This is a genomic window from Vreelandella sp. 2A-K22, from assembly GCF_054065485.1.
In genome coordinates this window covers 176,977-191,157 of the sequence record NZ_JBSUGC010000009.1, presented here as the reverse complement: position 1 = coordinate 191,157, position 14,181 = coordinate 176,977, and the positions used below count along the sequence as shown (strand labels likewise).

Genomic DNA, 14,181 nt, shown 5'->3' with positions numbered 1-14,181 from the left:
TCTATTTAAAAACAACAGGAGCGAACGATGAGCTTATTAATCAAGGGCGGCACCGTGGTCACCCACGCCGATACCTACCGCGCAGACGTACTGTGTGTCGACGGTAAAATCCATGCGATTGGCACCGATCTAGATGTCCCTGAAGGGTGTGAAATTGTCGATGCCAGCGATCAACTGGTGATGCCCGGCGGTATCGATCCCCATACGCACATGCAACTGCCGTTCATGGGCACCGTGGCCAGCGAGGATTTCTATACCGGCACCGCCGCGGCCTTGGCCGGGGGCACCACTTCGATCATCGACTTCGTGATCCCACAGCCAGGTCAGTCGCTCCTTGAGGCCTTCGAAACCTGGCAAGGCTGGGCGGAAAAAGCCGCCACCGATTTTGCCTTCCACGTGGCGATTACCTGGTGGGACGATAGCGTGCGAGAGGAAATGGGCACCCTGGTTCATGAACACGGGGTGAACAGCTTCAAACACTTTATGGCCTACAAGGGCGCGATCATGGCCACTGATGACATTCTGGTGGAAAGCTTCTCGCGCTGTCTGGAGCTAGGCGCGGTACCTACGGTTCACGCCGAAAACGGTGAGCTGGTCTACCACATGCAGCAAAAACTGCTCGCCCAGGGCATGACCGGGCCGGAAGCCCATCCGCTTTCGCGCCCACCCCAGGTGGAAGGCGAAGCGGCCAGCCGGGCGATTCGCATTGCCAGCACCCTGGGCGCACCGATCTATCTGGTTCACGTGTCCACCAAAGATGCCGTCGATGAAATTGCCTACGCCCGCCAGCAGGGTCATCCGGTTTATGGCGAATGCTTAGCCGGGCACCTGCTCATCGACGATAGCGTCTACCAGGATACCGACTGGGGCCGCGCCGCTGCCCACGTGATGAGCCCGCCCTTCCGGCCCAAGGGCCACCAGGAAGCGCTCTGGCACGGCTTGCAGTCGGGCAATCTGCAAACCACCGCCACCGACCACTGCTGTTTCTGTGCCGATCAGAAAGCCGCGGGCAAGGATGACTTTACTAAAATCCCCAACGGCACCGCTGGCGTGGAAGACCGCCTCGCCGTGTTGTGGGATGAAGGCGTCAACACCGGCAAGCTGTCGCCCCAGGAGTTTGTCGCGCTGACATCGACCAACACCGCCAAGATTTTCAACCTCTACCCGCGCAAAGGGGCGATTCAAGTAGGTTCCGATGCAGATATCGTGGTGTGGGATCCCAACGGCACCCGGACGATTTCTGCCAAAACCCACCACCAGAACGTCGATTTCAACATTTTCGAGGGCAAAACGGTGCGCGGCATTGCCCGTCACACCATTAGCAAGGGCAAATGGGTGTGGCGGGATGGTGAGCTGCGCGCCGAGCGCGGTGCGGGCCGCTATTTGGAGCGCCCCGCCTACCCCGGTGTCTTCGAATTGCTGGCCAAGCGCGCCGAGCTGAATGCGCCGATGGCCGTAAAAAGATAACAGCTGTGCCCATAACAACAGCGGAGGCTTTACTGTGACTAGCCCACTGAACCACCTACCCAGCGCAAAAGAGGTCGGCACCTACGACCCGGATACGCTGGCAAGCAACTTTAGCGATCTACATCCGCCGCTGACCCATCGCCAGGCGATGATCGAAAGTCAGCGTTGTCTCTATTGCTTTGATGCGCCCTGCGTCGAGGCTTGCCCGTCGGATATTGATATTCCCAGCTTTATTCGCCAGATCAGCGAGAACAATATCAACGGCGCGGCGGAAACCATTCTGGAAGCCAACATTTTAGGCGGCAGCTGCGCCCGGGTGTGCCCCACGGAAATTCTTTGCGAGCGTAGCTGCGTGCGCAACCACGACGCCGAATGCCAGCCGGTGCTGATCGGTTTGCTGCAGCGTCATGCCACCGACCATATGCAGTTCGACGGCCACCCCTTCAAACGCGCCACTTCTACCGGCAGTCATGTGGCCGTGGTCGGCGCCGGACCTGCCGGGCTCTCCTGCGCGCACCGACTGGCGATGCTCGGTCATCAGGTGACCATCTTTGAAGCCGAACAAAAGCCTGGCGGGCTGAACGAGTACGGCATCGCCCGCTACAAAATGACCGACGACTTCGCCCGTAAGGAAGTGGAATTCTTGCTTGAGATCGGTGGCATCGAGATCCAGTACGGCCAACGGCTGGGCGCAAACCTGGAGCTTGCTACGCTCCATAATCAGTACGATAGCGTGTTTCTCAGCTTGGGCCTGGGCGCTAGCCGTGCCCTGGGTTTAACCGGGGAGCAAGCACCCGGTCTGATGCCTGCGGTGGACTACATCAAGGTTCTCCGCCAGACCGACGATCTGGGCAGCCTTGCGGTGGCCAAACGCTGTATCGTGATTGGCGCGGGCAATACCGCTATCGATATGGCCACCCAAATGGCCCGCTTAGGCGCTACGGAGGTAACGCTGGTTTACCGTCGCGGCGTGGAAGCCATGTCCGCCACCGACCACGAGCAGGAAATCGCCAAAGCCAACGGCGTGCGGATGGTGACCTGGGCCCAGCCCGACGAGATTCTGCTGGATGATCAAGTCCGCGTGACGGGCATGCGCTTTGCCAAGACCCATGATCAAGCGGGCCGCTTAACCCCTACTGGAGAAACCTTTGAGATCGCCGCCGATGCTGTCTTCACCGCCATCGGCCAAGGCTTCGAAGGCGCGAGCCTAAGCGATACCACCGCCGCTGAGCTTGCCCGGGACGGCGAGCGCATTCACGTTAATGAGATGTTCCAAACCTCACTGCCCAATGTGTATGCCGGTGGCGACTGTGTGAAGCCCGGTCAAGACCTTACCGTTCAGGCCGTGCAACACGGCAAACTGGCGGCTCACGCCATTCATCAGGCGCTTGTCGCCAAGCAGGAGGCCGCATGAACACACTCACTTTTACACCACCGGGTAAGAAAGACAGCGGTGACAGCGTGCTTAATGGCGTTGATCTATCGGTTAACTTTGCTGGCATTAAAGCCCCCAATCCATTCTGGCTGGCCTCTGCACCGCCCACCGATAAAGCCTACAACGTGGTACGCGCCTATGAAGCTGGCTGGGGCGGCGTGGTATGGAAAACCCTTGGCGAAGAGCCACCTGCGGTGAATGTCTCCTCCCGCTATTCAGCCCACTACGGAAAAAACCGCGAGGTGATCGGCTTTAACAATATCGAGCTGATTACCGACCGCTCGCTGGAGATCAACCTTAAAGAAATCACTCAGGTGAAAAAGGACTGGCCCGATCGTGCGCTGATCGTTTCCATTATGGTGCCCTGTAATGAAGAAGCCTGGGCCTACATTCTGCCGCTAGTGGAAGCCACTGGCGCGGACGGCATCGAGCTCAACCTGGGTTGCCCCCACGGAATGCCGGAGCGCGGCATGGGCGCGGCGGTGGGCCAAAACCCCGACCTGATCGAGAAAGTCACCTACTGGTGCAAGAAGCATTACTCCAAACCGGTAATCGTCAAACTCACACCTAATATCACCGATATTCGCGTCGGTGCCCAAGCAGCACTGCGGGGTGGGGCCGACGCGGTATCGCTGATCAATACCATCAACTCGATTACCAGTATCGACCTGGACAATATGGTCGCCAAGCCCACCGTCGGCCACCAGAGCACTCACGGCGGCTACTGCGGTAGCGCTGTCAAACCCATCGCGATGAACATGGTGGCGGAAATCGCCCGCGACCCGGCCACACCAACTCTGCCCATCTCCGGCATTGGCGGCATTTCCACCTGGCGGGATGCGGCGGAGTTTATCGCCCTAGGTGCCGGCAGCGTGCAGGTGTGTACGGCAGCGATGCTCAACGGCTTTAGGATTGTGGAGGAGATGAAAGACGGCCTCTCTCGCTGGATGGCGGAAAAAGGCTACGACTCCATCGAGGCGTTCTCCCGTAAGGCGATACCGCAAACCACCGACTGGAAACACCTCGACATCAACTTCAAAACCATCGCCAAGATCGATCAGGATTTGTGCATCGAGTGCGGCCGCTGTTATATCGCCTGCGAGGATACCTCCCACCAGTCGATTGCCAAGCTCACCGAGCAGGACGGCGCGCGACGCTATGAAGTGATCGAAGAGGAGTGTGTGGGCTGTAACCTTTGCCAGATCACTTGCCCAGTAGATAACTGCATCACCATGGTGCCCCAGGAGACCGGCCAACCCTTCCTGGCCTGGGATAACGACCCACGCAATCCTTTCCGGGTCGCCTCTTAACCTCTTTACCCTCTTTTTTTTAAACAGCCGTTAGCGCTACCCACCGCCCTCAGTTTGTGAGGGCGGTCGCGTTTTCTGCAACATACTGTTCCATCACCCAGTAGCGACAAAAGTCAGCATCCTTGAGAACATGAGAAAACATCGCATATAAAATTCTTTCTCACAAAAGGAAACCCAATGAAGTTCGCTACCACTACCACCGCTATACTCTTAGCAACTGCCAGCGCCACCGCGAGCGCCGACCAGCGAATCGCCACCTTCGACTTAGGCAGCCTGGATACGCTGGATGCACTAGGTTTAAACGAGCAGGTAGTGGGTGTACCGAAAGCCAGCCTGCCTGGCTATCTTGAGCAGTATGCAGCCGATGACGTCACCGATATTGGCGGCCTGCGCTCACCGGATATGGATGCCCTTGGCGAAAGCGAGCCTAGCCTGATTCTTTACACTGGCCGCCAGGGTGAGTGGGAAGAGGGGCTTGGCGAAATCGCCCCGCTGCTCAACACCAGCCTACAGGGTGACGACTACCTGGCTACTTTTGACGCTAATGTACGCGAACTAGCGAGTCGTTTAGCAGTGGAAAGCAAAGCCGAAGAGGCGCTTGGTACACTGCATGCCGAGATTGAGACCCAGCGCGAAGCGCTAAGCAACGCTCCTCGCACGCTGGTGGTAACCCACAACGGCGGCAATCTGATGCTGAATCAGCACCCGGTCGTTCACGACGTACTGGGCATTGCAGCATTAGAGATGCCCGAAAGTGTCACTTCTGAAACCCGCGGTACCCGTACCTTTACCCCGCTTTCTCCTGAGGCGATTAGCGAAATTGATCCGCAGGTCGTACTGGTGATTGATCGCAGCGCCGCGATTGGCGATGAACCCGCCGACGCGGATGCCTTAGCGCAAACGCTCTTAGATGCGGGAGCTGAGAAAGCGCGGGTCATTATGCTAACGCCCGCGCTGTGGTACCTCTCCGGCGGCGGCCTGCAGAGTCTGGCGCTACAGGTTGAAGAAGTTGCAGTAGCACTAAACTCGTCAGGTAACTAAGCGCTCACTACCCCCCCTCTTACAGCAATGGCGGAGGGGGAACGCAGCCTAAGCGGCGAGAAACGCTGGCTTAAAAAGCTTCCCAATCATCTTCAGCGCTAGCCGCGGTTTTGCTACTGGTTTGGCTACGCGTCGCTGGCCGCATCAGCGCTGGTGTCTGTTGAGATGAGTGTTGTGGCGTGTGCTGGGGCGAGGTAAGCGGGGCGTGTTGCGTACGGCTCTCCCCTTCAGTTAAACGAAAAGCCGAGACAACGCTTTCAAGCCGCGCCGCCTGTTCTTCCAACGAGCTGGCCGCTGACGACGCCTGCTGAACCAGGGCCGCGTTCTGCTGGGTCACTTCATCCATTTGGGCAACCGCTTGGTTGACCTGCTCAATACCCGAACTCTGCTCCTGAGAAGCCGCGGAGATTTCATCCATAATATCGGTCACCCGGCGCACAGAGGAGACCACATCCCGCATCGTAGCACCGGCGCTTTCGACTAATGCTGAGCCCTCTTTCACCTGGGTGGATGACGCCTCAATCAGTGCTTTGATCTCTTTGGCGGCATCGGCACTGCGGCTGGCCAGGTTACGCACTTCACTCGCCACCACGGCAAAACCACGACCCTGTTCGCCTGCCCGCGCTGCTTCCACAGAAGCATTGAGTGCCAAGATATTGGTTTGAAAGGCGATAGAGTCGATAACGGTAATAATATCCGCCACTTTTTGCGAGCTGCTAGAAATACCGTGCATGGTGGTAATCACCTGCTCAACCACTTCACCACCGTTGCTTGCAGTACTTGAGGCATCGTTCGCCAACTGGCTGGCCTGGCGGGCGTTATCGGCATTCTGTTTAACGGTAGCGGTTAACTGCTCCATGCTGGCGGCGGTTTCCTGCAGGGAAGACGCCTGCTGCTCGGTACGCGAGGATAGATCCGAGTTACCACTGGCAATCTCACGCGCCCCGATATGAATCGAACCGCTGCTATCGCGTACCTCAGAAACGGTTTTAACCAAATTACTTTGCATATGCTGCATAGCACTAAACAGCTTGCCGATCTCATTGCTACCACGGTCATCTACTTTACCAGAGAGATCATTTTGGGCAATACGCTCAAAATGCTCCACTGCTTCGTTTAGTGGTTTTACAATAGAGCCCACCATCGCGATGCGAACAAACAGAACGATTAACGCGGCAATCAAAAGTACAGCGATATCAATATAAGTAAGAAACTGCATGCCGCTCTCATAATCGGCAATCATCGACTTGTTTCGTTCAGCCCGATGATCATTGTAAGCACTAACAGCCTCAATTAACTGCTGATTTAAGTCACTCACCATTTCCCTTGCGGTATTAAACTGACTGCTGTTACCCGTATTTAATGCCTCCTCTAAGGGGATAATCCCCCGTTGGATCAAGCTCTCATAGGTGGCAGTCACGGTATCAGAAAGTGCCGACTCAGGCTTGGTGGCTTCAAACTCTGTAAAGTAATCTTGCGCAACTCGCTGAGCATCTTGGGCCCGAGCCAGGTAGTCACGGAATGAACTGGCATCACCTTTCTCAAACGCATCGAAGCTACTAACGTAGAAAAGCTGAGCGTAAGCTATGGATCGTTGACTGCGGCTAAGCGCTAAAGTGCGATCACCTGATAGGTCAAGCTCTTTTAACGAAGTACTGCCCTCTTCGCCTGCCTGATAGCCTAGAAAAGCAATGGTTATTATTAATAATGAAAAGATGGCCAAAACAAGGGTTAAACCCAGTTTGACGGATAGATTACTAAGTACACGATTCATATGCGGAATGCCTCCAGGCCAGATCCATTAGCTTTTGGCAATTTATATAATCTAGCTAGAGCACTTCCAGCGGCTTTAGATTAACTTAAATCGACCAATATCTTTTACGAGGTACTGCTATCGGCCTGGGCAGCATAGACTTTAGTCTAGTTTGAAAATTATTTTCACAAATGAAAATGGAAACGATTTGCAAACAGCAGTGAGCGAAGTGGTAGGCGCATTGAATATCGGTGCAGAGGCTATCTTAGCCGTGGATTGGTCAAGGCCACGGCTAAGATGAAAGAAGTCTGCTCGAGTTATTGATCAGGATGTATGCGAATCCGGTAGAGCACGCAGTAAACTACCGGCAGTACGATTAAGGTTAATAGCGTGGCGACACCCAGGCCACCGATCAGCGCGACCGCCATGCTGGCGAAAAAGGCATCGCTAATTAGCGGGATCATGCCCAACATGGTGGTCAGCGCGGCCATGGCGACCGGACGCACGCGGCTGACCGCAGCTCGCACCACAGCGTGGTAGCGGTCTTGATGCAACGGCAGTTGCACGTTGATCTCCTCTACCAACACGATGGCATTTTTGATTACCATGCCGATCAAGCTCAGCGTACCCAGCAGAGCCATAAACGAGAAAGGTAACCCGGTAACCAACAACGCGCCCACTACGCCAATAATCGTCAGCGGTACCAGCGACCAGATAGCCAACGGCTGGCGGAAGTTATTGAACAGCACCACAGTGAGAATAAACATCATCACTATGCCCAGCGGCAGCGAGGAAAATAACCCACTCTGCGCTTCGCCAGCGGTCTCAAACTCACCACCCCACTCCAACCGGTAACCTGCTGGTAGATCCAAGGCCTCCACCCTTGGTCGAATGTCGGCCAATACGCTGGCTGCGGTCACCCCGCTTAGCGGATCCGGCTCACCGTACACCGCCAGCATGCGTTCGCGATTGCGGCGCATAATCAGCGGATCCGCCACCTGTGTTGTGATATCGCCGATGACTTGATCGGCGGAGATATAGCGGTTTTGCTCTGCGCTCCAGACGTTAAGTGAGCCTAGGTTATCCACATCGTGACGCTGTTCGGGGATTGCCCGCGCCACTATCGGAATCAGGTCGCTGCCGTCGCGGTAAATGCCCACCTGGCTGCCACTGGTACTTAGCGCCAGGGTGCTGGCCAGGTCTTCACGGGTCACACCCAGCCTACGTGCAGTATCTTCAAGAAAAACGGGCTCAATCGCCTGCACGCGGTTACGCCAACTGGTGCGCACGCTGGTCAAATTCGGTGTATCAAGGAACATGGCCTCAACCTGATCGCCCAACTGGCGAAGCACCGCTGGATCGCTGCCGTAGAAGCGCGCCTCTAGCTTGGCTTTGGGAGCGGGGCCGACCTCCAACGGGGCGATTTTGTAGTCGATATCGCTATGATCCCGCTCCAACACTTGCTCTACGTCAGCCATGCGGTCGTGTTGAGTCGCTTTATCGTCGGTTTCGACAATCAACTGCGCATAGCTTGCGTAGCGGTCTTCCGGTGAATAGGTGAGGGTAAAGCGCTGCGCCCCGCCGCCCACTGTGGTGGTCAGGTGGCGAACGCCGTCCATCTCCATCACGCTCTTTTCAAGCTCGCTGACGCGGCGTTGAGTTTCGAGGATATCAGTGCCTTCCGGCGTGCGATAATCGACAAAAAAGATCGGCGTATTAGAGGCCGGAAAGAAGGCATTTTTAACCGAACCAAAGCCGACCACCGCGCCTGCTAATATCACCACCATCAGCGCCAAGGTTAACCAGCGCCAGCGAATACCGGTGATAATGACACGGCCTACAAAACGATAAACCACGCCTTTGTAGGGGTCTTCCTGTCCATCGCCGGGGGCCACATTGCGGAAAAACAGCTTGAAGTAGAACGGCGTTAACGTCAGCGCCGTTATCCAGCTCAGCAGCAGCGAGTAGAGCAGCACGAAAAATAGCGAGCCTATAAACTCACCGGTGGTGTCTGGCGATAAACCGATGGGCGCAAAGGCGGCAATCGCAATCAGCGTTGCGGCCAGCAAGGGCCAAGCGTTTTGGCGGATCACTTGGTGTGCAGAATCGCGAATAGTGCTGCCGCGCTTTAACCCCACCAGCATGCCTTCGGTAACCACAATGGCGTTATCTACCAGCATCCCCAGGGCGATAATCAGCGCTCCCAGCGAGATTTTCTCCAGCTGCAAACCGTGGAAGCGCATCAGCATAAAGGTGCCGATAATGGTGATCAGCAGAATAAAGCCCATTAGCAGACCACTACGCCAGCCCATAAACAGCATCAGCACCACGATGACAATGGCCACTGCCTGGATCAAACTGACCAGGAAGCCGGATACAGCGTCATCAACCACCTGGGGCTGGTTGTAAACGACGTTCAGCTCCATACCCAGTGGTGTGCGGGCTTGCAGTGCATCCAGGCGCTGCTGTAGCCGTTCTCCCACCTCGACAACGTTCACCCCGCTTTCAAAGGAGACGCCCAGCGAGATCGCCGGCCTGCCCATATCGCGGTAAAGCTGCTGGGGCTGCTCCGCCAGCTCGCGGCTCACATCGGCAATATCGCTCAACCGCACCAACTCGCCATCGCCCTCACTGACAATCAGGGCGCGCAGAGCTTCAATATCTGCCGCACTGCCCGTGGGGGTGATACGAAAACGGCGGCCATCCTGTTTAAGATGCCCGGCGTCTGCCACTGCATTTTGGGTATCCAGCAGTTGCTGTAGGCGTGCAAGAGGGATATTGAGCGCACGCAGGCGTTCGCGATCAACTTCGATATAGATGCGCTCTTCGTGCTCACCGCTTAGCGACACCTTGGCGACGCCCTTCACCAAAGCGAGCTCACGCTTGAGAAAATCAGCATGGTCAGCCAGATCCGGCATGCTATAGCCGTCGCCCGTCAAGTTGACCATAAAACCAAATACATCGCCAAAGTCATCATTTACGCGGGATTGACTCGCACCCGGCGGAAGCGCGGCCTGGGCATCCTGTACTTTACGGCGCAGCGAATCCCATAATTGCTCCAACTCCTCGTTCTGCACCGTACTTTCGAGTTCAACGGTGATCTGCGATAGGCCATCGGAGCTTACCGAACTGACCCGCTTAATCGATGACATCCCCTGGATAGACTCTTCGAGTGTCGAAGTGACTTCCTGCTCTACCTCTTCAGGCGTCGCACCTGGGTACTGCGTGGTAATCAGCGCATTGCGGATGGTAAATTCGGGAAACTCCAGTTGCCCCATGCCTAAAAAAGACAGCGCGCCGCCCGCCAGCAGCACCACGGTCATTAAATAGCTGGCCGCTCGATGGCGTAGAAAGTAGTCGACCATATTAAAGCCCCTGCTCTTTTTCCCACGGGGTCACCTTGGTGTCCACGGTTAAACGGTGGGCTCCGGCCGCCACAACACGATCACCAGCCGCCAAGTCTCCGCTGACTTCCAGGCCGTTTGAGGTTAGCCGACCAACCTCAACCGGTACCGCTTCAACGTTTTCTGGCTCGACGAAGCGCCATACCTGAGCCTGGTCGGGATCATCACCGGCATAGCTCACCGCGTCAGCGGGCAGTAGCCATAGCGGGACGCTATTCTCGGTTTGCAGCGAGCTCAAATCGAGCCGTACGTTGGCACTCATGCCGTCTAAAAGGGTGATATCGTCCGGCTGGGGCAGCGTTAGGGTGACTTCATACGCCAAACTCTGCGCGCTGGCTTGGGTAGTGTAGGAGGCTAGCTGGGCGAGATAGGGTTTATCGCTATTGCCAAAGCGCACTTCAAATGCCAACGCATCACCGAAGGGCGTTCCATTACTTCGCGGTATGCGCTGCACGATCTGCTCGGGCAGATGAAACACCACGTCTAACTGCCCTGGCTGTTGGATCACCGCGACCGTTTCCTGAACTTGGACTATCTGGCGGTTATCCACCGGCACTTGGGCAATCACACCATCGTAAGGGGCACGTAGCTTTGTATGCTCGACCTGCTCTTGGGCCTGTTCGAAGGTGGCCCGGGCGGCCCGCCACTCACTTTCCGACTCATCAAACTGGGATTGGCTGACCGCCCCACGCTGCAGGGTATAGCGCATGCGTTCTAGCGTTGCCTCGGCTAGCTCTAAGCGCGAGCGAGCGCTGTCCAGCTCGCTTTGCACATTGCGATCATCAATGCGCGCAATCACCTCGCCTTCGCTCACCCGTTGGCCGGGGCTCACATTGAGCTCCAATAATTCCCCGGCCATACGAAATGATAAATTGCTGCGCGTAGAGGCTTCCACCCGCGCTGGAAACTGACGTAAGGCCGCAGCATTTGCCGACTGCAATGTCATCAATTTTACCGGCCGTGTGGCATCAGTCGACTGCGCCTGGGGTTGCTCACAGCCCATTAGCACGAGTAGAGCCAGTATGACGGGCAGTGATCGGAGAAGAGTAACGGGCACGAGTAGCTCCTTGATGGCGGTCAATGAGAATTTTCAAACCTGCATTCAGAACATACATTGAGTAATATAGTCACTTAACTGACATTCATGAATGTCAGTTAAGTGTATAATAATCACCCACCCGCGACTTTGCTATCCATCACTGCCAAAATACCGCTTATTTTAATAATAGGAGCCGCTATGTCCCGTCGTAAGGCCGACGCCGAACGTACCCGAGAAATCATTCTGGACGCGGCAGAGACCACCTTTTTAGCCCAAGGCGTTTCGCGTACCACCTTGGCGCACATCGCCCAGGCAGCAGGCGTGACACGTGGGGCCATTTATTGGCACTTTGAAGACAAAGCTGCATTGTTCGATGCACTCTTGGAACGCGTGCGTGTCCCTCTGGATGAAATTGTCGATGAGGTGGTGGAACGCCTAGGCTCAGCACCGGCAGACTGCTTACGCGACATTGCTCTACGCTCGCTGGCCGCCATTTCCCACGACCTGCCACTGCAGAGAGCAGCCACCATCGTGCTGCACCGCTGCGAGAAATTAGAAGAGGAGCACCCGCGGATTTGCATGATCACCCGACTCTCAGAGCATGCCGAGGCACGAGTAGAGCAATTGTTCGAACAGGCCCAAGCAGCGGGCACTTTACGCGCTGACCTAACCCCAGCCAGCGCCCGACGCCAATTTCATGGCTTTTTGATTGGCGTCTGTTTCGACTGGCTGCAGGATCCCCAGCAGCATTCTCTGGCGGATGAGAGCAGCAGCATCGTGGAAACGTTAATGCGTGGTTTATTTAACACTCAAACCATATGAGCCTGCACCAAATCTTAACGCACTGATAACTAAAGGCATTCAAAACACTATTTCCAAACCAGTTGCGAGTAGGTATTTCTCCCTGCTGACTCGTAATGCGCTTAATCTGCATTCATCTCGCGAGGGCGCTAAAGTGTTCAGCCAATACGGCGCTCATCGGTACATTAAGCGTAATATCTTTGCCCGGAAGAGGTTGCTGAAACCATCGTTCGTAAAGCAACGGCATTTCCGGACTAGTATAAATATGTTCGAGGGCCTTATTTACCTCTGCGGCAAAGGCGTCGTCGCCCAATTGCATTAAAAAACCGAGTGGCTCTATCGACGTAATGGCTTCTTCGGAAAGCGCGTACGCGTCAGGGTGATCGGACTCAGCAATCATTGTGCTCAGTAACACATCATCCATCGCAAAAGCCGCTACGCGCCCATCAGCGACTAAATCAAACGCTTCTTGCAATGTTTCGACGGGCACGACCGATAAATTCAGTTGGCGTTCTCGATTTACCTGATTGATCTGACTGACATTGACGGTGCCACGCGCCACGCTCACGCTACGCCCGGCCAAATCCTCCAAAGTGGTAAAGCCATTTGCCTTCAGGGCCACATAACGCACCGAGACAAAGAAATGGCTAAGCGCAAACTGCGCACTCTGCCGCCGCTCTTGCGTATTAGTACTGGCATTACACTCAATATCGATATCGCCACTATTGAGCAGTTGCACCCGGTTACTGGGCGTACGATACACATAGGCTATCTCAAGAGAAGGCAGACCTAGTTGCACTTGCAGCTGTTTCGCTAAGCGTTGGCAAATATCGATAGAGTAACCGACGACGTTACCGTGATTATCTAAATAAGAGAATGGCGCTGTATCACCATAGCCTACCCTCAACACGCCGGTTGCTTCTATGCGTTCAAGTGAATCGATAGGCGTCGTTGCATGTACAGCCTCTCCACCAGACATCATTACCAGCAAGCTACACCACCCAAGCAATAAACTTCGGCGCATAACACACCTCCTCTACTCTCTATACTGCTCCGGATTGGCAAAAATAGCGGCAAGCGCTGGCGCTAGCGGCAAGTTCAATACTCGGTTATCGGGAGGGAGCGGCTGCAAAAACCATTTTTCATAAAGAGCGTGAATAGTGTCACTCAGATAAATGTTACGCAGCTGCTTATTTACCAGCTCAACAAAAACAGGATCATCAGGCGGCATCATTAAGCCATAGGGCTCGGCACTACTCAGTGTTGCTTGGGAAATATGAAAAGCGGCAGGATCCGCGGCAGCCGAAACCAAACCAGCTAACAAAATATCATCCATCACAAACGCGGATGCCTGGCCTGAAGCCACCATTTCAAAGGCTTCTTCATGATTGCGGCTTAGCATTACCGATATATTTAGCCCCTCGGTGCGATTGAGTTCGTTAAGCTGGGCAATGTTGACGGTGCCAGTGGTTGATACAACGCTGCGTCCCGCCAAATCCTGCAAACTGTCCATCTGCTGCTCGGTGAGGGATAAATAGCGCGTTGCGGTCAGAAAATGAGGGTACGAAAAAGCGGCTTGACGACGACGTTCAGGGGTATTGGTGGTCACTCCGCATTCGATATCCACGTCGCCATTACGCACTAATATAAATCGATTTGCAGGCGTTACCGGTACATAAGTTACCTTGAGTTCACCTAAGCCCAAGGTTTCCTCCAGACCTTCGATGACATTTAGACACAGGTCGATCGCATAGCCTGTCGGTTGGTCGTTAACCAGATAGGAGAAGGGTACTTCGCTGGTGCGATGGCCGATAGCAATCTCACCAGCCGATTCAATACGCGACAACGTTGGTGAGGAGGCTATCTCCTCACTAGCAGCGGCGCCTTGCCACATCGCACTTGTCACTAATAACGCTACTAGCCTCTTCATA

The 14,181-nt window shown here is 55.2% G+C and carries 10 protein-coding genes; 5 read left to right on the top strand and 5 right to left on the bottom strand.

Annotation, left to right across the window (positions count from 1 at the left end):
- Window positions 1–27 precede the first annotated feature (27 nt).
- The 4 genes from hydA to ACW17M_RS13995 all read left to right on the top strand — a co-directional run bounded on the left by hydA (window position 28) and on the right by ACW17M_RS13995 (window position 5,253).
- Window positions 28–1,467 carry a dihydropyrimidinase gene (gene hydA, locus ACW17M_RS14010; RefSeq protein ID WP_009285886.1) on the top strand — a complete coding sequence of 480 codons (1,440 nt, stop codon included), beginning with the start codon at window positions 28–30 and terminating at the stop codon, window positions 1,465–1,467.
- A gap of 34 nt (window positions 1,468–1,501) precedes the next feature.
- Window positions 1,502–2,881, top strand: a complete 1,380-nt coding sequence (locus ACW17M_RS14005) for an NAD(P)-dependent oxidoreductase (protein ID WP_039857298.1) — start codon at window positions 1,502–1,504, stop codon at window positions 2,879–2,881.
- The gene (gene preA, locus ACW17M_RS14000) at window positions 2,878–4,212 is read left to right on the top strand and encodes an NAD-dependent dihydropyrimidine dehydrogenase subunit PreA (protein WP_035538758.1); all 1,335 of its coding nucleotides are present in this window, start codon (window positions 2,878–2,880) and stop codon (window positions 4,210–4,212) included. Before ACW17M_RS14005 ends, preA begins: the two co-directional genes overlap by 4 nt.
- A 177-nt stretch (window positions 4,213–4,389) precedes the next feature.
- On the top strand, window positions 4,390–5,253 hold the full coding sequence (locus tag ACW17M_RS13995) for an ABC transporter substrate-binding protein (protein WP_141440601.1): 864 nt from the start codon (window positions 4,390–4,392) through the stop codon (window positions 5,251–5,253).
- Window positions 5,254–5,323: 70 nt separating this feature from the next.
- Here ACW17M_RS13995 and ACW17M_RS13990 read toward each other — a convergent pair whose 3' ends face one another.
- The 3 genes from ACW17M_RS13990 to ACW17M_RS13980 form a co-directional block, all read right to left on the bottom strand.
- Window positions 5,324–7,027 carry a methyl-accepting chemotaxis protein gene (locus ACW17M_RS13990; protein ID WP_141440600.1) on the bottom strand — a complete coding sequence of 568 codons (1,704 nt, stop codon included), beginning with the start codon at window positions 7,025–7,027 and terminating at the stop codon, window positions 5,324–5,326.
- Between the two features lie 296 nt (window positions 7,028–7,323).
- The gene (locus tag ACW17M_RS13985; RefSeq protein ID WP_457547663.1) at window positions 7,324–10,371 is read right to left on the bottom strand and encodes an efflux RND transporter permease subunit; all 3,048 of its coding nucleotides are present in this window, start codon (window positions 10,369–10,371) and stop codon (window positions 7,324–7,326) included.
- Between the two features lies 1 nt (window position 10,372).
- Window positions 10,373–11,467: an efflux RND transporter periplasmic adaptor subunit gene (locus ACW17M_RS13980; RefSeq protein ID WP_457547662.1), complete on the bottom strand. Its 1,095-nt coding sequence runs from the start codon at window positions 11,465–11,467 to the stop codon at window positions 10,373–10,375.
- Between the two features lie 180 nt (window positions 11,468–11,647).
- On the opposite strand from ACW17M_RS13980, the gene ACW17M_RS13975 reads away from it, so the two are divergent.
- Window positions 11,648–12,271 carry a TetR family transcriptional regulator gene (locus ACW17M_RS13975; RefSeq protein ID WP_457547661.1) on the top strand — a complete coding sequence of 208 codons (624 nt, stop codon included), beginning with the start codon at window positions 11,648–11,650 and terminating at the stop codon, window positions 12,269–12,271.
- 112 nt (window positions 12,272–12,383) lie between these two features.
- Here ACW17M_RS13975 and ACW17M_RS13970 read toward each other — a convergent pair whose 3' ends face one another.
- A complete protein-coding gene (locus ACW17M_RS13970) occupies window positions 12,384–13,274 on the bottom strand; it encodes an amino acid ABC transporter substrate-binding protein (RefSeq protein WP_457547660.1) in 891 nt (296 codons plus the stop codon).
- Between the two features lie 12 nt (window positions 13,275–13,286).
- A complete protein-coding gene (locus tag ACW17M_RS13965; RefSeq protein ID WP_457547659.1) occupies window positions 13,287–14,180 on the bottom strand; it encodes an amino acid ABC transporter substrate-binding protein in 894 nt (297 codons plus the stop codon).
- Between the last annotated feature and the right edge of the window lies 1 nt (window position 14,181).

Bases quoted from the DNA above. Each gene is read 5' to 3' on its own strand.
- hydA (WP_009285886.1), top strand. From the start codon at position 28: ATGAGCTTATTAATCAAGGGCGGCACCGTGGTCACCCACGCCGATACC.
- preA (WP_035538758.1), top strand. From the start codon at position 2,878: ATGAACACACTCACTTTTACACCACCGGGTAAGAAAGACAGCGGTGAC.
- ACW17M_RS13995 (WP_141440601.1), top strand. From the start codon at position 4,390: ATGAAGTTCGCTACCACTACCACCGCTATACTCTTAGCAACTGCCAGC.
- ACW17M_RS13990 (WP_141440600.1), bottom strand. From the start codon at position 7,027: ATGAATCGTGTACTTAGTAATCTATCCGTCAAACTGGGTTTAACCCTT.
- ACW17M_RS13985 (WP_457547663.1), bottom strand. From the start codon at position 10,371: ATGGTCGACTACTTTCTACGCCATCGAGCGGCCAGCTATTTAATGACC.
- ACW17M_RS13975 (WP_457547661.1), top strand. From the start codon at position 11,648: ATGTCCCGTCGTAAGGCCGACGCCGAACGTACCCGAGAAATCATTCTG.
- ACW17M_RS13970 (WP_457547660.1), bottom strand. From the start codon at position 13,274: ATGCGCCGAAGTTTATTGCTTGGGTGGTGTAGCTTGCTGGTAATGATG.
- ACW17M_RS13965 (WP_457547659.1), bottom strand. From the start codon at position 14,180: ATGAAGAGGCTAGTAGCGTTATTAGTGACAAGTGCGATGTGGCAAGGC.